The following is a 19,045-nucleotide window of genomic DNA, read 5'->3' as shown; positions in this document are numbered from 1 at the left end:
TTTTGCGTTCTGGCGGTGGGGCGGTTGGTGACGCCGGTTGGCGGCGGGTCGGCTGGCGACGAAGCGGGGAGGGCAGGCGGTATGGCGAAGCGGGTGGGGGTGGCAGTCAAGCAGACCTATACGGTGGTGACGGGCGGGAGCCACCGGGTCGTGCAGGTCCGGAGGGTTCGGCCCAACGGGTGGACGCCGGCCAAGCGGAAGAGGTTTCTCATCGCGCTGTCGATGACGTGCAACGTGACCTCGTCATCGGCCGCGGTGGGCATGAACCGACATAGCGCCAGCGAGCTCAAGCGGCGTGATCCGCTGTTCGCGGCGCAGTGGGCGGAGGCGCTGACGAGCGGGTACGAGCGGCTCGAGGAGGGGCTGCTCGCCGCCGCAATCGCCGGGCTGCACGAGGCGACGGCCCTGCGCGAGGGGCGCACGGCGATACATGACGACGAGGTCGGCGACATCCAGGATGATATCGATGCCGGCGTCGGCACCGATATAGGCGACGGGTTCGGGGGCGGGTTCGGGTCCTGCCCTGGGTCCGGCATCGTTGCAAGCCTCGAGCCGGCGACGCGGCTGGTTCCGCTTGCCGGCATGCAGGCGGTGCAGGTGGCGCTGGCCTTGCTGGCGCGTCGCGCGGCTGGCGGCCTCGGCAGCGGTGGTCAGCGCGGGCGCGGGCGCAAGCCGTATCGGCGCGCGACACAGGCGGAAACCGATGCCTCGATCGCGAACAAACTCGATTCGCTGGCACGCCGACTGCGCGCATCGGCGCAGGGCGGTGAGGCGTGACCGACGATCGATGCGGCGATCCGGTCGGCCCCGACGAGACGGAGGCGCCGCCGCATTCGCCGGACGCCGCCCCCTCGGACACATCGGACGCGGAACCCCGCGCGACATCATGCGGGGAGCCAAGTGGGGAGTCGGATGGCGCGCGCGACGTGATCGCCGAACTGGCGGTGCTGCCGGCGGCGCAACGGGCGATGCTGATCGGGTCGCTGAGCGCCGCCGAGCGGTATGAACTGCACGATCGCTGGGAACGCTGGGCGCATCCCGGGCAGCATCTCGCCGACCGGGGGGCGGAGAATACAGCCGATGACTGGCGGATCTGGGTGATCCTGGCGGGACGCGGGTTCGGGAAGACGCGCGCCGGGGCGGAGTGGGTGAGCCAGGTCGCGCGCGATAATCCCGGGGCGCGGATCGCGCTGGTCGGGGCGACGCTCGAGGATGTGCGGCGGGTGATGATCGAGGGGGAGAGCGGGCTGCTGGCGGTGGCGCGCGACGATGAGGATCCGGTGTGGCGGGCGCATGTGGGGGAGGTGCACTTCGGTAACGGCGCGCTGGCGTCGACCTATTCTGCGGAGGCGCCGGAGGGGTTGCGGGGCCCCGAGCATCATGTCGCGTGGTGCGACGAGATCGCGAAATGGCGCAACGGCGCTGCGACGTGGGACAATCTGATGATGGGGCTGCGGCTGGGGACGCTGCCGCGGATCGTGGTGACGACGACGCCGCGGCCGGTGGCGTTGCTGCGGCGGATCCTGGCGTTGCCGGGGGTGGTGCGGTCGCACGGGCGGACGCGCGACAATCCGCATCTGCCGGCGAGCTTCGTCGCGGCGGTGACGGCGACCTATGCGGGGACGCGATTGGGGCGGCAGGAGCTGGATGGCGAGCTGATCGAGGATGTCGCGGGGGCCTTGTGGACGCGGGAACTGGTGGAGTCCCGGCGGGTGGCTTTTGCACCCGAAGTGAGACGGGTCGTCGTTGGGGTGGATCCTCCCGCTGGCAGTGTTTCCGGGGGGCCGGGGGATGCCTGCGGTATCGTGGCGGTGGCGCTCGGGGGCGATGGGTTTGCGTATGTCTTGGAGGATGCGAGCGTTTCGGGGGCGAGTCCCGAGGGGTGGGCTCGGGCGGTGGCCGAGTGCGCGGCGCGGCATGGCGCGGACCGCGTGATCGCGGAGGCCAACCAGGGGGGGAAGATGGTGGGGAGCGTCCTTTCCGGGGCTGATCGGGCGATGCCGGTGAAACTGGTGCATGCGTCGCTGGGGAAGGTCGCGCGGGCGGAGCCGGTGGCGGCTTTGTACGAGTGTGGGCGGGCCTGGCATGTGGGGGCTTTTCCGGATCTGGAGGATGAGCTGTGCGGGCTGATCGCCGGCGGGGGGTATGAGGGGCCGGGGCGGTCGCCGGATCGGGCTGATGCGCTGGTTTGGGCGATGACCGAGGTGATGCTGGGGCCTCGGGCGCGGGTTTCGGTTCGGGTGCTTTAGGTTTGGCCCTCTCCCTTTTGGGGAGAGGGAAGGAGGAGCTCTTGCGACGGGAGGGTGAGGGGTGGTTGGGATTTACGTCCCGAGCCTCACTCCCCTCTCCCTCCCACGCGCAAGGGCGCGCGGGCCCCTCCCTCTCCCCGTAGGGGCGAGGGAAATTCAGGAGATCGGCATGAAATTGTTCGGGTGGAAATCCGGGCGCGATGAGTCGCGGCCGGTTTTGTCTCGGTCTTCGGCGGGGGCGATCGGGGGGTCGGCGTTTGGCGAGTGGCCGCGGAGTTATGAGGCGCAGGTGCGCGAGGCGTATCTGGACAATCCGATCGCGCAGCGGGCGGTGAAACTGGTGGTGGAGGGGCTGGGGAGTGCGCCGATCGTCGCGTCGGATCCGGCGTTGCTGGCGCTGGCGACGGTGCGGTCGGGGGGGCAGACGCTGATCGAGACGGTGGCGGCGCATCTGATGCTGCACGGCAATGCGTATGTGCAGGTGTTGCGCGACGTCGAGGGCGGGGCGGCCGAGCTTTATGCGCTGCGGCCGGAGCGGGTGACGGTCGAGCCGGACGCTAGTGGGTGGCCGGCCGCTTACCGGTACCGGGTCGGGGAGCGGGTGGCGCGGTTGCATGCGGATCCGGTTCGGCCGGAGGTGATCCATCTGAAGAGCTTCAATCCGGTGGACGATCATTATGGGCTGGGGTGCCTGGGGGCGGCTTCGGGGGCGGTGGCGATCCACAATGCGGCGGCGCGGTGGAACAAGGCTTTGCTCGACAATGCGGCGCGGCCTTCGGGGGCGTTGATGTACGATCCCAAGGACGGCGCGACGCTGTCGACCGAGCAGTTCGAGCGGTTGCGGGGCGAGCTGGAGGCGTCGTTCTCGGGGGCGGGGAATGCGGGGCGGCCGATGCTGCTGGAGGGAGGGCTCAGGTGGCAGGCGTTGAGCTTGTCGCCGGCGGATATGGATTTCGTGGGCACGAAGGCGGCGGCGGCGCGGGAGATCGCGCTGGCGTTCGGGGTGCCGCCGATGCTGCTCGGGCTGCCGGGGGACAACTCGTACGCGAATTACCGGGAGGCCAATCGGGCGCTGTGGCGGCTGGCGATCTTGCCGCTGGCGACCGCGGTGCTGGGTGGGATCGCGCAGGGGCTGGCCGGGTGGTTCGAGGGGGCGGCGATCTCGGTCGATCTCGACCGGGTGCCGGCGCTGGCGGAGGATCGCGAACGGCTTTGGGGGATGGTGTCTGCGGCTTCGTTTCTCAGTGATGTGGAGAAGCGGGCGTTGCTCGAGATCGCGCCGAGCGCGATGCCGTTTGATGTCGCGCGACGCGCGACGGGCGAGGAGGTGGTCTGATGGATGGGGCGGTTTTGGCGCAGTTGATGCGGCAGGGGGCTGAACGCGGTGTCGATCTGGTGACGTTGCGGGCGATCGTGGAGGAGGCGGGGGAACTGGGGGCGGCTCGGGCTTTGGCGCGGGTGGCTTTGAGTGACGAGCGGGCTCGGGAGGATGTCGCGGAATTGCGCGAGCTGCTGGCGGCTTGGCGGGATGCGAAGCGGTCGGTGTGGAAGGCGGTGGTGGGGTGGATCGCTCGGCTGGCGATGGCGCTGATGCTGGCGGGGCTGGCGGTGAAGCTGGGGTTTGCTGCGTGGTTGAAGTGAGTGTCGCCTTTGCGGGGTATGCGGCGGTGTTCGATGTTGTCGATCGGGCTGGGGATGTGGTGCGGCGGGGGGCTTTTGCTGACGCTCGCGTGGTGCCTTTGTTGTGGCAGCATCGGGGTGTGGCGGTTGGGTCCTTGTCCGTCGTTGCGGAGGATGCGCGGGGGTTGCGGGTCGAGGGGGTGGTTGCGGACTTGGAGCTGGCTCAGCTGGTGCGAGCCGGGGCGGTGGCTGGGTTGTCGGTGGGGTATCGGGCGACGTCCGTGCGGCAGGGGGTGAGTCGGGAGTTGCTGTCGGTCGAGCTGGTCGAGGTTAGTTTGGTGGCGGTGCCTATGCAGGCTTTGGCTCGGGTTGAGATCGTCCGTCATCCTGACGAACGTCAGGATCCAGAGCCGTGAGCGACGGTGTTCGGTACCCTGGGTCCTGACTTTCGTCAGGATGACGGGAGAAGTTTCATGAGGCGTCCTGCGGGGCGCCTTTTTTCGTTTCATGCGAGGAGATGGACATGAGTGTTGTTGACCGGCCGGTTTTGGCGGGGGCTTCCCCCTTGGCGCAGAATGCGGCGTTTGCGGGGTTCGTTCGGACGGGCGCTACGCTGGAGATGAAGGCTTTTACCGGGGTAACCGGCGACGCGGGCGGGTTTGCGGTGCCGCGGGAGATCGATGCTCAGATCGATACGTTGCTGAAGGCGGTGTCGCCGATCCGGTCGATCGCCAATGTCGTGAAGGTGGGCTCGGCTGGGTATCGCAAGCTGGTGACGACCGGGGGTACGCCTTCGGGTTGGGCGGCGGAGAATGCGGCTCGGCCGGAGACCGCTTCGCCGGTGTTCGTGGAGATCGCGCCGCCTACGGGGGAGCTGTATGCCAATCCTTCGGCGAGTCAGGCTATGCTCGATGACGCCGCTTTCGATGTCGAGGAGTGGCTGGCGGGCGAGATCGCGATGGAGTTTGCTAAGGCCGAGGGGGCGGCTTTCGTGTCGGGTTCCGGTGTGTCGCGGCCGAAGGGGTTTCTGACGTCGGCTACTGCGGCGACCGCGGATGGCGTGCGGGCTTTCGGGACCTTGCAGTATCTGGCTAGCGGTACGGCTGGGGACTTCTCGGCGAACCCGCAGGAGCGGTTGATCGATCTGGTTCAGTCTTTGCGGGGGCCTTATCGGCAGGGGGCCAGCTTTGTCATGAATGCGGCGACGCTGGCACGGATCCGGAAGTTCAAGACGACGGATGGGGCGTTCGTCTGGGCGCCGTCGCTGGCGGCTGGGGTGCCGGCTACGTTGCTGGGGTATCCGGTGGTGGAGGCCGAAGACATGCCGGACATCGCGGCGAATGCGCTGGCGATCGCGTTCGGGAATTTCCGGGCGGGGTACATCATCGCCGAGCGGACCGAGACGGGGATCCTGCGCGATCCGTATTCGAACAAGCCGTTCGTGAACTTCTACGCGACCAAGCGGGTCGGTGGGTGCGTGACGAATTCCGAGGCGATCAAGTTGCTGAAGTTCTCGGTGGCTTGAGTTTCGGCGGGAGGGGTTTGGGACGAGGGGTGCTTGTCCCAACCCCCTCTCCCTCCCACGCGCAAGGGCGCGCGGGCCCCTCCCTCTCCCCGGAGGGGCGAGGGAAGTTTTGGAGACATCGTTATGACGGGGTCGGCGATTTCTGCCGGGGTGATCGCTGAGGTGGTCGTCGCGGCTAGGGCTTTGTTGCGGGTGGAGAGCGGGGAGGATTTGGTGCTTTCGCGGTTGGCGTCGACGGCTTTGCTGCTGGGGGAGGCTTTCCTGGGGGCGGCGGTGATCGTGCGGCCGTTCGAGGATGTGGTGACCAGTGCGGCGGGGTGGCGGCGGTTGTTGGTTGCGCCGGTTACCGTGATTTCCGGACTGACCGGGTTGCCTGGCGAGGGGGCGCCGTTCGTGTTGGCGGTCGGGGCGTATGCGGTCGATATCGATGCGGATGGGGTTGGGTGGGTTCGTGTCCTGGCCGCCGGGTCCGCTGGTCGCGTTGCCGTCGCGTATTCGGCGGGGCTGGCCTTGAGTTTCGAGGCGGTGCCGGCGCCGATCGCGCAGGGGGTGGCGATGCTGGTCGCGCATCTGTTCGATCACCGGGAGAGCGATGTCGCGCCGCCGGCGGCGGTGGCGGCTTTGTGGCGGCCTTATCGGCGGATGCGGCTGTCCGCGGGGGTGCATTCGTGAGTGGGCGGGTGGTCTTGCAGGCGGCGATAGTGGCTCGGTTGAACGCGGTGCTGGACGTGAGCGTGTTCGATGCGCCGCCGGTGCGTGGGGGGCTGCCGTATGCGGTGGTCGACGAGCCGGTGCTGTCGGACTGGAGCACGAAGACCTGGGTCGGGCGGGAGGGGCGCGTTCTGCTGACGCTGTTCGATGGGGGGGAGCGGCCGGTTCGGGCGCGCGCTCTGCTGGCTGCGGCGGAGGAGGGGCTGGAGGCGCTTCCGCCCGATCTGGGTGAGGGGTGGCGGGTGGTGAGGTTGGCGCTGGTGCGGTCTCGGGTTCTGCGGGTCGGGGATCGGTGGCGGGGGACGTCGGAGTTTCTGGTGCGGATGTACCGCGAGAGCTGAGGGAGATCGACATGGCGGTGGAGAAGGGGAGTGCGTTCCTGCTGAAGGTGGGGAACGGGGCGGTGCCGGTGGTTTATGCGACGGTGGCGGGGCTGCGGACGACGCAGATGTCGGTGAATGGTGAGGCTATCGTTGTCACCACGAAGGATTCTGGTGGGTGGCGGCAGTTGCTGTCGGGGGCCGGGGTTCGGAGTGTTTCGGTTTCGGGGGCGGGGGTTTTTACCGGGTCTGCTGCCGAGTTGCGGGTGAAGGCTAGCGCGCTGACCGGCGTGCTCGATGATTATCGGCTGGCGTTCGAGGGGGGCGATACGATGACGGGGAAGTTCCTGGTTTCTCGGCTGGACTATGCCGGGGATTTCAATGGGGAGCGGTCTTACACGCTTAGCCTGGAGAGTTCCGGGGCTGTTGTTGTGGGTTAGCGGCTTTCCCTCGCCCCGCTGGGGAGAGGGAAGGAGGAGCTGCTTGGCGACGGGAGGGTGAGGGGCTTTGGGGCGAGTGTTCCGTGCCTCACTCCCCTCTCCCTCCCACGCGCAAGGGCGCGCGGGCCCCTCCCTCTCCCCGTAGGGGCGAGGGGGTTTTTGGAGACATCTTATGAGTGATTTGGCGAATCCGGTTCGGGGGGAGGGGTCTCTTCGGGTTGGGGGGGAGACTCTTGTTTTGCGGCCTAGCTTTGCGGCTTTGGTCGCAGCGGAAAGCGAACTGGGGCCTCTGTTTGCGCTGGTGGAGCGCGCGGCGGAGGGGAAGCTCGGGATCGGGGAGATGGTGGGGCTGTTCTGGCATTGCCTGCGCGAGTGTCCCGAGGGGGTTACTCGGGAGCGGTTGGGGGAGGCTGTCGTCGAGGCGGGGCTGGCGGCGGTGACGCCGGTGCTGCGGGGGCTGTTGCGGCAGATCCTGGCGGGGAAGTGACGTTTTCCGACAGCGCCGGGCGGCTCGCCGGGTTCGCGGGGGCGGTGTTGGGGTGGGCGCCGGAGGTTTTCTAGCGGGCTACGCCGGCGGAATTGGCGGGGGTTGTGGGGGCTTTGGTGGGCGACATGCAAACGCCGCCGGATGCTTCGACGATCGCGCGGTTGAGGGGGGCTTTTCCTGATGGATGATGATCTGGAGCCGGCGCTGCTGAGCGTGCGGGTGGGTAATGCCGGCTTTGCGCGCGATGTCGCGGCGATGCGGGACGAGCTGGAAAGCGTGCTGGGGAGCGGGGCCGAGCGGGCTTCGCTGCGGGTCGAGGCTGGGCTTTTGCGCGCGGTGCGGTCGGGGAAGCTGGGGTTCGAGGAATTGAAGGGGGTGGCTCTGTCGGCGCTGGATGCGATCGCCTCGGCGGCTTTGAAGGCTGGGGTGCAGTCGGTGTTGAGTGGTGGGGGTTTGAGTGGGGCTCTGGCCGGGTTGCTTGGTGGGTTGCCTGGGCGGGCTACCGGCGGGCCGGTGTCTCCTGGGCGGGCTTATGTCGTGGGGGAGCGGGGGGCGGAGGTTTTCGTGCCTACCTCCAGCGGGCGGGTCGAGGCTGGCGGTGGCGGCGGCGTGCGGGAGGTGAGGGTGGCTATCACGGTGAATGCTGCTGCTGGGGGTGCGCCTGGGGTTTTGGCTCAGTCGAGCCGGCAGGTGGCTCGGGCTGTGAAGGCGGCTTTGGCTAGCGAATAATCCCTCTCCCCGCCGGGGAGAGGGAAGGAGGAGCCGTAGGCGACGGGAGGGTGAGGGGCTTTGGGATTGGCGTCCCGTGCATCACTCCCCTCTCCCTCCCACGCGCAAGGGCGCGCGGGCCCCTCCCTCTCCCCGGAGGGGCGAGGGAAAGTTGGAGGAACTTATGGCGCATTGGCTTTGCTCGGGGCGGACTGTGCAGGTCGAGGGGCTTGTGTCTCGGTTCGATCCTCGGTTCTGGACGGTGGATTTTCCTCGGCCGATGATGGCCTCCGTTGTGACTACCGGCCCCGCGTCGCTGCGGGTGGATGCGGTGTTCTACAAGGCGGATGACCTGGCGGGGGTGATCTGGGCGGCGGAGGATCGGTTCGATCATCCCTTGCTGAAGTACGAGACGTCGCGGGATTTTCGGGACTGTCGGTTGGCGTTTCGCTGGCGTTCGAGCGGGGTGATGGCGCTGGATGCGATCAATGGCCCTACGCTCACGATCGAAGGGCGCGATGCGGCGGGCGTGGCGCGCGCGTGGTATGTGCGGTTGTGGAATTATGCGGTCGGGACGCCGGAGGATGCGGTCGTTTCGCTCGATTTCGGGGCGATGGTGGGCGGGTATGAACTGCCCGAGGACTCCGATCTGGTGTGGGCGGGGGATATCGACCGGATGTTCGTGTCGCTGGTGCCGCCGGACTATACGAAGGTCGATGTTCCGCTGGTTGGGCCGCGCGAGGGGTGGGTCGAGTGGACCGATCTCGTCTGCGAGGGGCCGGGGTCGGTGCTGGCGATCGGCGATGCCGTCGTGCCGGAGCACGGGGTTCGGATCGCTGGCGGGTATGACGACAGCTATAACCTGACGCCGGCGCGGTTGCTGCGCAATGCGCTGCATCTCGGGTATCGGGGGAGCATCACGCAGTATGTCGGGATGAGCCATTATTTCCGGCTCGAGGCGCTTGGCGGCGGGTTCTACGTTTCGGCGGCGGAGGGCGTGCTGAACGTCGCGTGTGCGGCGTGGCACCGGGATTTTGCGGCGCGGGCGAAGGCGCTCGGCTTCGACGTGATCTGGTCGCTGAGTTACGAGCTGTTCGACGCGCATTGCTGGAACGACTGGAAACAGCGGGCGGCGGATGGCGCGCCCGCGCTGACCGGGTGGGAGCCGCCGTCGACGCTGCTGTCGCCGGCGCATGGCGGGGCGATGGGGTATCTGCAGGCGGTCGCGCGGGCGTTCATGGGGATCGCGGTGGCGGCGGGGTTGGCGGCGAAGTTCCAGGTTGGCGAGCCGTGGTGGTGGGTGATGCCCGATGGGCGGCCGTGCTTGTATGATGCGAGTGCGGTGGCGGCGTTTGCGCCGGTGGCGATCGGCAGCATCCTGGGGGTGAAGAACGCCGCGCGGATCGCGACTTTGGATGCGGCGGGGGTGTGCCTGGCGGCGTCGACGGCTGCGCTGGTGGCAGCGGCGAAAGCCGAGGCGCCGGGGTGTGTGACGCATCTGCTGACGTATCTGCCGACCGTGCTGGATGCGGCGGCGCCCGAGGCGAAGCGCGCGAACATGCCGGTGGGGTGGGCGAGTCCGGCGTTCGATGTGTTGCAGCTCGAGGATTATGATTGGGTGACGGCGGGGGACAGCGCGTCGTCTGCGGAGGGCGTGGCGGTGGCGTTCGCGCGGCTCGGCTATCCGGTCGAGAGGCAGCATTATCTGTCGGGGTTCGTGTTGCGGCCGGATCAGGCGGTGCAGTGGGGGCTGATCGAGGCGGCGGCGTTGGTCGCGCGGGCTCGCGGGGTCGCGGAAACGTTCCTGTGGGCGCTGCCGCAGGTGATGCGGGATGGGTTCGTGCATTTCGATACGGAACAGGAGGATGCCGTGGACGCGTTCGACGATGTGCTGTTCCCGCTGGAGCTGGGACGCGAGGCGGAGGTCGCGCCGGGGTTTTCGACCGCGATCCTGACGAGTGCGGGCGGGCGGGAGGCGCGCAATGCCGGCTGGGCGGAGGCGCGGACCGCGTACGATGTCGGGCCGGGATTGCGGAGCGAGGCGGATATCGGTGTGCTGCTCGCGTTCTTTCGCGCGCGGATGGGCGCGGCGCGCGCGTTTCGGTTGCGCGATCCGTTCGATTTCGCGGCGGGCGGTCAGGCGATCGGGACCGGGGACGGTGTCGCGCGGCGGTTCGCGCTGGTGAAATGGTACGAGCGCGCCGCCCGGCGGATCACGCGGCCGGTGGCGGGCAGCGTTTCGGTGAGTGTCGACGGGGTCGGGACGAACGCGTTCGCGGTCGAGGCTGGGGGGTGGGTGGTGCTGGATGTGGCGCCTGCGCTGGGCGCGGCGGTGACCGCCGGGTTCGTGTTCGATGTGCCGGTGCGGTTTGCCGAGGATCGGTTGAGCGTGGCGCGGGCGACGTTCCTGGCGGGGGTCGCGGCGAGTGTGCCGTTGGTCGAGGTGCGCGAGGCTTAGTTTCCCTCTCCCCTGCGGGGAGAGGGAGGGGCCGCTTGGCGACGGAAGGGTGAGGGGTGGTTGGGATTTGTGTCCCGTGCCTCACGCCCCTCACCCTCCCACGCGCAAGGGCGCGCGGGCCCCTCCCTCTCCCCGGAGGGGAGAGGGTATCCTTTCGGAGGAGACTTTCATGTTTCTGGATGCGGAGCTGGCGACGATCGCGGTGTGCTGGCGGATCGAGCGGCGGGATGGGGTGGCGATCGGGTTGACCGCGCATGACCGCGATCTGGTGGTCGACGGGCTGGTGCATCGTGCGGCGCCGGGGGTGACTCCGTCGGCGATCGAGCGATCCGCGGGGCTGGAGGCGGACACGATGGATGTCGCGGGGGCGCTGACGAGTGCGGCGATCGACGAGCGGGATTTGCTGGCCGGGCGCTGGGATGGCGCGCGCGTCGCGCTGTTCGCGGTCGACTGGACCAATCCGCACGCGCGCGTCGATCTGGGGAGCGGGTTAATTGGCGCGGTCGAGCTGGGCGACACCGGCTTCACCGCGGAACTGCGGGGGAGCAGCGCGGCGCTGGATCGGCCGGTGGTCGAGGAGACGTCGCCCGAATGTCGCGCGGAGCTTGGCGATCGGCGCTGTCGGGTGGCGATGGCCGGGCGACGACGGTTCGCGCGGGTGGTGGCGTGCGTCGGGCCGGTGGTGACGCTCGATGTTGCGACGGCCGGGCTCGGCGGCGGGCTGGTGCGCTGGTTCGGGGGCGCGAACGGCGGGTTGGAGAGCGCGATCGCGGCGGCTGACGGTGTGGCGGTGACGCTCCGCGCGGTACCGACTTTCGTGGTCGAGGCGGGCGCGTTGGTTGAGGTGGTCGAGGGGTGCGACAAGAGCCTCGCCACCTGTGCCGCGCGGTTCGGCAACGCGGCGAACTTTCGCGGCGAACCGCATCTGCCGGGGATCGACCTGCTCACGCGGTATCCGGGCGCGTGAGCGTCGTCGCGGCGGCGGCGCTGCGCGCGGTGGGGACGCGGTTCCGGTTGCACGGGCGGGGCGCGGACGGGCTTGATTGCGTGGGGCTGGTGGCGGCGGCGTTGCAGGCGGGGGGGCACCGGGGGGCGGTGCCGACTGGGTATGCGCTGCGCGGCGGCGACGTGGCGATGCTCGACCGGATGCTGGTGCGGGTCGTGGGCGCGGCGGAACCCGGCGACGTGCTGCTGATGACGGTCGGGCCGGGGCAATTTCATCTCGGGATCAGGACGGCGGGCGGATTCGTGCATGCGGATGCGGGGTTGCGGCGCGTGGTGGAGCGGCCGGGGATGCCGCCCTGGCCCCTGATCGGTGTCTGGCGGATGGAGACGTGACATGGCGACCTTGATCCTGACGGCGGTGGGCACCGCGGTGGGCGGACCGATCGGCGGCGCGATCGGCGCGTTGATCGGGCAATCGGTCGATCACGCGCTGTTCGCGCCCAAGCGGCGCGAGGGGCCGCGGCTCGTCGAGTTGGCCGTGCAGACCTCGTCATACGGGAACCAGATTCCCAAGCTGTTCGGGACGCTGCGCGTGGCGGGAACGGTGATCTGGGCGACCGACCTGATCGAGAGCCGGTCGACGTCGCGGGGCGGCAAGGGGCAGCCGAGCACCTCGACCTATTCCTATGCGGCGTCGTTCGCCGTGCTGCTGTCGGCGCGCGCGATCCTGGGGGTGGGGCGGATCTGGGCGGAAGGGAAATTGCTGCGTGGGGCGGGCGGCGATTTCAAGACCGCGACGGGGTTCCGGCTGCATCTCGGCGGCGAGGACCAGGCGGTCGATCCGCTGATCGCGTCGGCGGAAGGCGGCGCGACACCGGCGTATCGCGGTGCGGCGTATGCGGTGTTCGAGATGCTGCAGCTCGCGGATTTCGGCAATCGGATCCCGTCGCTGACGTTCGAGGTGATCGCGGATCAGGGCGCGGTACTGGTGTCGACGATCGCAGCCGAGCTGGCGGAGGAGGTCTCCGGGGCCGCCGCATTGTCGGTCGGCGGGTTCGCCGCGTCGGGCGGTAGCGTCCGTGCGGTGCTGGACCTGCTCGGGCAGGCGAGCGGGGCGTGGTTCGCACCGGTCGGTGACGGGCTGGCGATGCGCGATACAGCGGCGGCGATCGTGCAGGTCGCGGACGACGGTTTTGCGGTCGGCGACAAGGGCGCGCGGCGGACGCGGGCGGTCGCCGCGATCGAGACGGTGCCACGAACGGTGACGCTCGGCTATTACGATGCGGCGCGCGATTACCAGACGGGCGTGCAGCGCGCGCGGCGGCCGGGTGCGGGCGTGCGCGACGAGCGGATCGAGGTGCCGGCGGTGCTCGACGCGGGGGCGGCCAAGACGGTTGCGGAGGCGATGCTGGCGCGGGCCGAGGCGGGGCGCGTGCGGCGGACCGTGACGGCGGGGTTCGCGGCGATGGCGATCGCGCCGGGCGCCTGCGTGACGATCGCGGGCGAGGCGGGCGTCTGGCGGGTGACCGACACCGCGATCGAAGGAATGGTGACGACGCTCGGCCTCGTGCCGGTGACGATCGCGTCGATACCGGCGACCGCGACCAGCGGCCGGGTGGTCGGCGCGGTCGATGCGGTGGTCGGCGCCACGATCCTCCAGGCGTTCGAGATACCGGGGCTCGACGATGCGCCGCTGTCGATGCCGCGGATGACGGTGGTCGCGGCGGGCGCAGGCGCGGGGTGGCGGCAGGCGGCCCTGCTCTACAGCGTCGACGACGGGATCAGCTGGACGGCGGCGGGCGCGAGCGCGGCACCGGGTGTGATCGGTGTGGTCGAGGCGGTGGTGGCGGGCGGGCCGGCGACGATGATCGACCGGCGTGGTGCGTTCGACGTGCGGCTCGCGCATCCCGCCATGATGCTGGCGGATGCCGATGCGGACGCGCTCGACCGGGGCAGCAATCTCGCGCTGCTCGGCGATGAGCTGGTGCAGTTCGGGCGGGCGGAGCCGCTTGGCGGCGGGCGCTGGCGGCTGCGGACGCTGTTGCGGGGGCGGCGGGGAACCGAGGCGGCGAGTCCGCAGGTCGCGGGCGATCGGTTCGTGCTGTTGGAGGCGGATGCCGCGCGGACGATCGACCTGCCGCTGTCGGTGCTGGGCCGCGAAGTGCGGGTGATGGCGTCGGGCGTCGGCGACGTGAGCCCGGTCGAGATGCGCTGCGTGATCCGCGGCGCCTCGGTCGTGCCGCCGTCGCCGGTCCACGTCACCTTCGCGCGTGACGGCGACGGCGGCGCGACGGTGCGCTGGGTTCGCCGCAGCCGCGCCGGGTGGCGCTGGATCGACGGGGTCGATGCGCCGCTCGCCGAGGAAAGCGAAGCGTACCGTGTCACGATCGCCGCGGGTGGTGTGGCGCGCACCGTCGACACGACCGCGCCGCTCGTCACGCTGACCGACACCGATCTGGCCGGTGGCGCGGTCTCGCTGGCGATATCCCAGCGCGGAATCTTCGGCGAATCGCTGACGGCGCATCTGACGATACCGGCCTGAATTCGAACTACAGGGGGAGTGGACCATGGGCGACACGACATCGCGGCTTTCGCTGCCGCTGCTGCAACCGGGGCAGGCGCAGAAAGAATCGACGCACAACGAGGCGTTGGCGATCCTCGATATCGCAGTGCAGGCGAGTGTCCTTGCGGTCGGCGCGACGGTGCCGCCGGCCAACCCGGATTTGGGCGCGGCATGGATCCTCGGCGCGGCGCCGACCGGCGACTGGGCCGGACACGCGTTCGCGCTGGCAGCCTGGACGGCAGGCGGCTGGCGATTCGTCGTGCCGCGCGAGGGAATGATGGTGTGGCATGGCGGCGACCGACACATCGTGCGGTTCAGTGCGGGAACCTGGGCGAGTGGCGTCATGTCGGGTGCCAACGTGACGATCGGCGGGCAGATCGTGGTCGGTGCACGGCGTCCGGCGATCGCGAATCCGCCTGCGCTGCTCGCCGGCGCCACGCTCGCGGATAGCGACGCAAGAAGCGCAATCGTGGCCATCCTGGACGCATTGCGCGGCCACGGGCTGATATCTGCCTGAAACACGGCGAAAACTGTGTCGTTCCTGCCACAGTGGGAACTTTTGTTCGCTTGCGTGGAAACAAGGCCGAGGATAGGGAGTTTGCGATGTCCGTGTGACACTCATGAAAGGGGATTTAGTATGCGGAAGCTTGCCGTCGTTCTGGCACTCGCCTCCACCGCACTCGCCACTCCCGCCCTCGCCCGCGACAAGTCGTGGTACGTTGGCGTCGATGGCGGTGCGATGATCGTTGAAGATATCAACTATGACATCGGTAACCTGAACAGCGCAGGTTCGGTCGATCATAACTACGGTTATGACGTCGATGGCGTGATGGGTTACGACTTTGGTGGTTTCCGTCTGGAAACCGAAGTCGGCTATCGTCGTGCAACCGTTGACGGCTACACGTCGTCCACGACCACGCCGACCTTCACGCAGGCTGGCGTTCGCGGCAACGCCGCTGCTGGCAGCTATGACGGTGCCGGTGGTTCGTCGTCGGCGCTCAGCTTCATGCTGAACGGCCTTCTGGACTTCGGTCCGGACGACGGCATCCAGGGCTTCGTCGGCGGCGGTGTCGGTGTTGCTCGCGTCAAGGCGAAGTACGGCCTCACCAGCGGTGGCGACTTCCTGAACGACTCGGACACCGTGTTCGCGTATCAGGGTCTTGCCGGTATCCGTGCACCGCTCAGCAACCACGTCGACGCAACGTTGAAGTATCGCTTCTTCAATGCTGAGAACGTCAAGCTGGTCGACGTGTCGAACCGCGTGTTCGACGGTCGTTACCGCTCGCACAGCATCCTTGGTGGCCTGACGTACAACTTCGGTTCGCCTGCCGAGCCGGTTGCTCCTCCTCCGCCGCCGCCGCCGGAGCCAGTTGCTCCCCCGCCGCCGCCGCCGCCAGCAGAAGTCGTCTGCTCGCCTGGTCCGTTCATCGTGTTCTTCGAATGGGACAAGTCGGACATCACGCCAGAGGCAGCATCGATCCTCGACAACGCCGTCACGCAGTACCAGTCGTGCGGCAATGCCCAGGTCATGATCGCGGGCTTCACCGACAAGTCGGGTGCAGCATCGTACAACGTCGGTCTCTCGCAGCGTCGTGCAGACGCCGCCAAGGCGTACCTGTCGTCGCATGCCATCCCAGAGGGTGTCATCTCGACGGAAGCGTTCGGCGAGACCCGTCCGCGCGTCGAGACCGCCGATGGCGTTCGCGAAGTGCAGAACCGTCGCGTGGAAGTCACCTACGGTCCGGGTTCGGGCCAGTAAGACTTTCGCCAGTCGATCCTCGGGTCGGCTACGGAACGAAGATCGGGGAGGTCGGCGCAAGCCGGCCTCCCTTTTCTTTTGTGCGCGGGAGGTGTGCAGCATTTTGGGGCTTGGTTGAAATTGGCGTGGCCTTGCCTGTCGCCGTTGCAGCGTCCAGCATGGCGTTTCGCTCTGGGGGACATGACATTGGTCATCGCGCATATCCTGACGATCGGTGCCGCCATTCTCCAAGGGGCGATCGTTCCTCGCGAACCCGCCGTGCCCCAGCAAAATGAGTCGTCATCTGTCGGTTCGGTAGCGTTGCCGCCCACGCCGAGCAGCCCCATTCCGGGTGGGCCGTCCGACGCTCAGCGTATCGCGCAGGCGGCAAGGCTCGGATCGCTGCTCTATACGTTCGATCGGGCGGCGTGGGTCAGCTCGGATGCGTTGACCGCCGCGATCCCGAAAAGCGAACTGCGCGGTGCCGGCGGGTATGTCGTCGAGCAGCCCGATCCGCGGACGCTGCATGTGACCTATTACCGCGGTGCGGGTGCTGCGGCGCAGGCGTTCTTCGTGGCGGACGTGCGCGGCGGGAAGGTCGTGTCGCAGGAGGTCCTCGTGCGACCGGCCGCGCTGACACCTGCGCAGGCTCTTCTAGTGCGCGCCCGCGAGGTGGCGGCACAGGCGGCCGTCGCGCGCGGGTACAAGCCCTGCACGCCGTTGCCGTTCAACAGCGTCGTGCTCCCGCCGCAAAAGGACGGGTTGATCGCGGTCTACCTGCTGTCGGCGCAGAAGGAGGCGGCGACGTTTCCGATGGGCGGCCATTACCGCGTGCTCGTCGATCGCGACGGCAGAGTGGTGGCATCACGCCCCTACACGCTCGGTTGCCTCGCCATGACCGCGCCGAAGCTGCCGCCGGGCGCGACGCCGGTCGGGTTCGTTGTCGATCACCTGCTCGATCCCGTCCCGACCGAGATCCATGTGTTCGCGTCGTACAGCCTGCACATGCCGGTGTTCGTCGCGACGCCGGACAAGCGGGTGTGGCGGGTCAAGGGCAGCGAGATCACGCCGTCGAAGGCGAAGTGACCGCGCGCCGTCGGCCGGTCTTCAGTCCGAGGCGGTGTCCGCCAGCGCCGCGGCCAGCCACTCCGGGACGATCGCGTCGCCGAGCGCGTCGATGCGGCGGTGCTCGACCATCAGGCCGAGTTGGGGATACGCGGCGCGGGTGCGCGGTCCGGTTTCAGTGAGGGGCGCGACGACGAGCCGGCGGTTGACCTTGGCGCGGTGATGCATCCGCGCGGTGTTCTCCTGCCCGACATAACATCCCTTGGTGAAGCTGACGCCGTTCAGTTCGCGGGCGTTGCATTCGAGCCACAAGGTTTCGCCTGCGCCGAGCTCGCCGACGCCCTCGGCGACGCCCAGCGACAGGCGATGTGCGTGCCAGTCGCGCGCGGGTTCGGACGCCGGGGCGAGCCAGCGCCGGCCGAGCGCAGCGAGACGCGGGTCGGGGGTGCCTGAACCCTCTACCGCCCAATGCACCTTGCGGTCATCGGGCTGGATCGTGATCGAGCGGCGCAACCGGTACATCGACAGGCGTTTCGCGAGTGCTTCGGCTTGCGCTGCCTCGGCATCGATCAGCACCCCATCGCCGTCTGCCCAGAGGATGAAGTCGAACAGCGCCTTGCCCTGCGGCGAGAGCAGCGCGGCCCAGGCCGGCGCGTCGGGCGTGAGCGCCGTGGTATCGGCGGTGACGAGTCCCTGCAGGAAGCCGCGCACGTCGTCGCCGGCGACGCGGATCACGCTGCGGTCGGCGAGCATCGTTGCGGAAGATTGCTGGTCCATAGCCTTCACCTAGTGCGCGGGCGGCGATTTCCAAGCTGGATCGCACCACAGGGATATGGCGCCGACGCGCCCGCGCCGATAGGAGGAGCGCATGACCGAGCGCCTCACGATCCGCCGCCCCGACGACTGGCACGTCCACCTGCGCGATGGCGCGATGCTGGAGGCGGTCGCGAGGCACACCGCGCGGCAGTTCGCGCGCGCGATCATCATGCCGAACCTCACTCCGCCGGTGACGACGATCGTCGCGGCGCGCGCCTATCGCGATCGGATCATGGCGGCGCTGGGCGGAGACGTCGGTTTCACCCCGCTGATGACGTGTTACCTGACCGACGGGACCGATCCGGCGGAGATCGAGCGCGGCTATGCCGAGGGCGTGTTCGCAGCGTGCAAGCTGTACCCCGCGCATGCGACGACCAACTCGGCGCACGGCGTCACCGATATCCGCGCGCTGACCGGCGTGCTGGAGACGCTGCAGCGAATCGGCATGCCGCTGCTGATCCACGGCGAGGTGACCGACAAGTCGATCGACATCTTCGACCGCGAGGCGGTGTTCGTCGAGCGCGTCCTGACGCCGCTGACGCGCGACTATCCCGGTTTGAAGATCGTGCTCGAGCACATCACCACCGCCGAGGCCGCGGCGTTCGTCACCGAAGCCTCGCATCCGATCGCCGCGACGATCACGCCGCAGCATCTGCTGATCAACCGCAACGCGCTGTTCGACGGCGGGCTCAGGCCGCATGCCTATTGCCTGCCGGTGCTCAAGCGCGAGACGCACCGCCTCGCGGTCCGCAAGGCGGCGGTATCGGGATCGCCGCGGTTTTTCCTCGGCACCGACAGCGCGCCGCATGTCGTCGGCGCGAAGGAATCAGGGTGCGGGTGCGCCGGGATCTTCAACGCGCCGTTCGCGCTCGAGGCGTATCTGCGCGTGTTCGAGGAAGAGGGCGCGATCGACAAGTTCGAAGCGTTCGCGTCCGAGCATGGCGCGCGATTCTACGGGCTGCCGCTGAACGACGGCACGGTGACGCTGGTGCGCGATCCGGTCGAGGTGCCGGCGTCGATCGGCGAGGGTGCGACCGCGGTGGTGCCGTTCCTGGCGGGGACGACGGTCGGGTGGCGATTCGAGGGGTGAGCGTCGCGGGCCTCAGGGGCCGCTGGAGTCTTGCGCTGGCCGTGGCGGGCGTGGGACCGTTCGCCATCCTGCTGGTCTGGGTCTTCGCGTACCCGGTCCTGCCGGTGTGGATCGTCGGCGGTTCGTTTCGCTAGTCGATCCCGGGCTTGGCGCTGGCCGCGCTGTTCGGCGGGATTCATCTGATGCCCGTGCCGTCCCGGGTGCGTATCGGCGTTGCGATAGTATGCGTGCCGGCGATGGCGACGGCGTGGTTCTTCGGCATGTTGACGATGGTTTGCGCGGTGAATGGCGATTGCCTCTGAGATCGAAT

Annotated in this window: 21 protein-coding genes; 20 read left to right on the top strand and 1 reads right to left on the bottom strand. The window is 68.8% G+C overall.

Going from position 1 to position 19,045, the window contains the following annotated elements:
- Nucleotides 1–81: 81 nt before the first annotated feature.
- From ASG20_RS12420 to ASG20_RS12335, 18 genes are all read left to right on the top strand, one after another.
- Nucleotides 82–777, top strand: coding sequence for a hypothetical protein (locus ASG20_RS12420; protein ID WP_056052679.1), 696 nt, complete (start codon nt 82–84; stop codon nt 775–777).
- Nucleotides 778–968: 191 nt separating this feature from the next.
- Nucleotides 969–2,249 carry a DNA-packaging protein gene (locus tag ASG20_RS12415; protein WP_082470960.1) on the top strand — a complete coding sequence of 427 codons (1,281 nt, stop codon included), beginning with the start codon at nt 969–971 and terminating at the stop codon, nt 2,247–2,249.
- A gap of 169 nt (nt 2,250–2,418) precedes the next feature.
- On the top strand, nt 2,419–3,585 hold the full coding sequence (locus tag ASG20_RS12410; protein WP_056052674.1) for a phage portal protein: 1,167 nt from the start codon (nt 2,419–2,421) through the stop codon (nt 3,583–3,585).
- The gene (locus ASG20_RS12405) at nt 3,585–3,890 is read left to right on the top strand and encodes a DUF6127 family protein (protein WP_183129183.1); all 306 of its coding nucleotides are present in this window, start codon (nt 3,585–3,587) and stop codon (nt 3,888–3,890) included. The genes ASG20_RS12410 and ASG20_RS12405 overlap by 1 nt, the downstream gene beginning before the upstream one ends.
- Nucleotides 3,794–4,285, top strand: coding sequence for an HK97 family phage prohead protease (locus ASG20_RS12400; RefSeq protein ID WP_330218674.1), 492 nt, complete (start codon nt 3,794–3,796; stop codon nt 4,283–4,285). Before ASG20_RS12405 ends, ASG20_RS12400 begins: the two co-directional genes overlap by 97 nt.
- Nucleotides 4,286–4,392: 107 nt before the next feature.
- The gene (locus tag ASG20_RS12395; RefSeq protein ID WP_056052664.1) at nt 4,393–5,394 is read left to right on the top strand and encodes a phage major capsid protein; all 1,002 of its coding nucleotides are present in this window, start codon (nt 4,393–4,395) and stop codon (nt 5,392–5,394) included.
- A 123-nt stretch (nt 5,395–5,517) separates the two neighbouring features.
- Nucleotides 5,518–6,066 (top strand): head-tail connector protein, encoded by a 549-nt coding sequence (locus ASG20_RS12390; protein WP_056052663.1) that lies wholly within the window; start codon nt 5,518–5,520, stop codon nt 6,064–6,066.
- A 29-nt stretch (nt 6,067–6,095) separates the two neighbouring features.
- A complete protein-coding gene (gene gp17 / locus ASG20_RS12385; RefSeq protein WP_168371629.1) occupies nt 6,096–6,446 on the top strand; it encodes a tail completion protein gp17 in 351 nt (116 codons plus the stop codon).
- Nucleotides 6,447–6,457: 11 nt separating this feature from the next.
- A complete protein-coding gene (locus ASG20_RS12380) occupies nt 6,458–6,865 on the top strand; it encodes a phage tail tube protein (protein ID WP_055882232.1) in 408 nt (135 codons plus the stop codon).
- Nucleotides 6,866–7,037: 172 nt separating this feature from the next.
- Nucleotides 7,038–7,352 (top strand): gene transfer agent family protein, encoded by a 315-nt coding sequence (locus tag ASG20_RS12375; RefSeq protein WP_056052657.1) that lies wholly within the window; start codon nt 7,038–7,040, stop codon nt 7,350–7,352.
- 180 nt (nt 7,353–7,532) lie between these two features.
- On the top strand, nt 7,533–8,081 hold the full coding sequence (locus tag ASG20_RS12370) for a hypothetical protein (RefSeq protein WP_056052654.1): 549 nt from the start codon (nt 7,533–7,535) through the stop codon (nt 8,079–8,081).
- 163 nt (nt 8,082–8,244) lie between these two features.
- Complete coding sequence (locus ASG20_RS12365) at nt 8,245–10,518, top strand: DUF2460 domain-containing protein (protein ID WP_056052651.1); 2,274 nt, start codon at nt 8,245–8,247, stop codon at nt 10,516–10,518.
- A 169-nt stretch (nt 10,519–10,687) separates the two neighbouring features.
- On the top strand, nt 10,688–11,485 hold the full coding sequence (locus tag ASG20_RS12360) for a DUF2163 domain-containing protein (protein ID WP_056052648.1): 798 nt from the start codon (nt 10,688–10,690) through the stop codon (nt 11,483–11,485).
- Nucleotides 11,482–11,856 carry a hypothetical protein gene (locus ASG20_RS12355; RefSeq protein WP_056052645.1) on the top strand — a complete coding sequence of 125 codons (375 nt, stop codon included), beginning with the start codon at nt 11,482–11,484 and terminating at the stop codon, nt 11,854–11,856. Before ASG20_RS12360 ends, ASG20_RS12355 begins: the two co-directional genes overlap by 4 nt.
- A 1-nt stretch (nt 11,857) precedes the next feature.
- Nucleotides 11,858–14,005 (top strand): phage tail protein, encoded by a 2,148-nt coding sequence (locus ASG20_RS12350; protein WP_056052643.1) that lies wholly within the window; start codon nt 11,858–11,860, stop codon nt 14,003–14,005.
- Between the two features lie 25 nt (nt 14,006–14,030).
- Entirely contained in the window at nt 14,031–14,543 is a 513-nt protein-coding gene (locus ASG20_RS12345; RefSeq protein ID WP_056052640.1) for a DUF2793 domain-containing protein, read from the top strand.
- A 120-nt stretch (nt 14,544–14,663) separates the two neighbouring features.
- Nucleotides 14,664–15,785, top strand: coding sequence for an OmpA family protein (locus tag ASG20_RS12340; RefSeq protein ID WP_056052637.1), 1,122 nt, complete (start codon nt 14,664–14,666; stop codon nt 15,783–15,785).
- Between the two features lie 180 nt (nt 15,786–15,965).
- Nucleotides 15,966–16,850 (top strand): hypothetical protein, encoded by an 885-nt coding sequence (locus ASG20_RS12335; RefSeq protein ID WP_156364280.1) that lies wholly within the window; start codon nt 15,966–15,968, stop codon nt 16,848–16,850.
- A gap of 21 nt (nt 16,851–16,871) precedes the next feature.
- Here ASG20_RS12335 and ygfZ read toward each other — a convergent pair whose 3' ends face one another.
- Nucleotides 16,872–17,606: a CAF17-like 4Fe-4S cluster assembly/insertion protein YgfZ gene (gene ygfZ / locus ASG20_RS12330; RefSeq protein WP_056052631.1), complete on the bottom strand. Its 735-nt coding sequence runs from the start codon at nt 17,604–17,606 to the stop codon at nt 16,872–16,874.
- Between the two features lie 91 nt (nt 17,607–17,697).
- Between ygfZ and pyrC the strand changes: the two genes are divergently transcribed.
- Both pyrC and ASG20_RS19435 read left to right on the top strand, forming a co-directional pair.
- Complete coding sequence (gene pyrC / locus ASG20_RS12325; RefSeq protein ID WP_056052627.1) at nt 17,698–18,735, top strand: dihydroorotase; 1,038 nt, start codon at nt 17,698–17,700, stop codon at nt 18,733–18,735.
- 146 nt (nt 18,736–18,881) lie between these two features.
- Entirely contained in the window at nt 18,882–19,037 is a 156-nt protein-coding gene (locus tag ASG20_RS19435; RefSeq protein ID WP_156364278.1) for a hypothetical protein, read from the top strand.
- Nucleotides 19,038–19,045 lie beyond the last annotated feature (8 nt).

It is taken from the genome of Sphingomonas sp. Leaf198, assembly GCF_001424005.1.
Classification (GTDB): Bacteria; Pseudomonadota; Alphaproteobacteria; order Sphingomonadales; family Sphingomonadaceae; genus Sphingomonas.
This window is presented reverse-complemented; position numbering and strand designations above follow the sequence as displayed.

Excerpts from the sequence above, each read along its gene's own strand:
- ASG20_RS12340 (WP_056052637.1), top strand. The coding sequence starts at position 14,664 with ATGCGGAAGCTTGCCGTCGTTCTGGCACTCGCCTCCACCGCACTCGCC.
- ASG20_RS12360 (WP_056052648.1), top strand. The coding sequence starts at position 10,688 with ATGTTTCTGGATGCGGAGCTGGCGACGATCGCGGTGTGCTGGCGGATC.
- ygfZ (WP_056052631.1), bottom strand. The coding sequence starts at position 17,606 with ATGGACCAGCAATCTTCCGCAACGATGCTCGCCGACCGCAGCGTGATC.
- ASG20_RS12420 (WP_056052679.1), top strand. The coding sequence starts at position 82 with ATGGCGAAGCGGGTGGGGGTGGCAGTCAAGCAGACCTATACGGTGGTG.
- ASG20_RS12365 (WP_056052651.1), top strand. The coding sequence starts at position 8,245 with ATGGCGCATTGGCTTTGCTCGGGGCGGACTGTGCAGGTCGAGGGGCTT.
- ASG20_RS12370 (WP_056052654.1), top strand. The coding sequence starts at position 7,533 with ATGGATGATGATCTGGAGCCGGCGCTGCTGAGCGTGCGGGTGGGTAAT.
- ASG20_RS12375 (WP_056052657.1), top strand. The coding sequence starts at position 7,038 with ATGAGTGATTTGGCGAATCCGGTTCGGGGGGAGGGGTCTCTTCGGGTT.
- ASG20_RS12405 (WP_183129183.1), top strand. The coding sequence starts at position 3,585 with ATGGATGGGGCGGTTTTGGCGCAGTTGATGCGGCAGGGGGCTGAACGC.
- ASG20_RS12380 (WP_055882232.1), top strand. The coding sequence starts at position 6,458 with ATGGCGGTGGAGAAGGGGAGTGCGTTCCTGCTGAAGGTGGGGAACGGG.
- ASG20_RS12345 (WP_056052640.1), top strand. The coding sequence starts at position 14,031 with ATGGGCGACACGACATCGCGGCTTTCGCTGCCGCTGCTGCAACCGGGG.
- pyrC (WP_056052627.1), top strand. The coding sequence starts at position 17,698 with ATGACCGAGCGCCTCACGATCCGCCGCCCCGACGACTGGCACGTCCAC.
- ASG20_RS12395 (WP_056052664.1), top strand. The coding sequence starts at position 4,393 with ATGAGTGTTGTTGACCGGCCGGTTTTGGCGGGGGCTTCCCCCTTGGCG.
- ASG20_RS12390 (WP_056052663.1), top strand. The coding sequence starts at position 5,518 with ATGACGGGGTCGGCGATTTCTGCCGGGGTGATCGCTGAGGTGGTCGTC.
- ASG20_RS12410 (WP_056052674.1), top strand. The coding sequence starts at position 2,419 with ATGAAATTGTTCGGGTGGAAATCCGGGCGCGATGAGTCGCGGCCGGTT.
- ASG20_RS12335 (WP_156364280.1), top strand. The coding sequence starts at position 15,966 with ATGACATTGGTCATCGCGCATATCCTGACGATCGGTGCCGCCATTCTC.
- ASG20_RS12350 (WP_056052643.1), top strand. The coding sequence starts at position 11,858 with ATGGCGACCTTGATCCTGACGGCGGTGGGCACCGCGGTGGGCGGACCG.
- ASG20_RS12415 (WP_082470960.1), top strand. The coding sequence starts at position 969 with ATGCTGATCGGGTCGCTGAGCGCCGCCGAGCGGTATGAACTGCACGAT.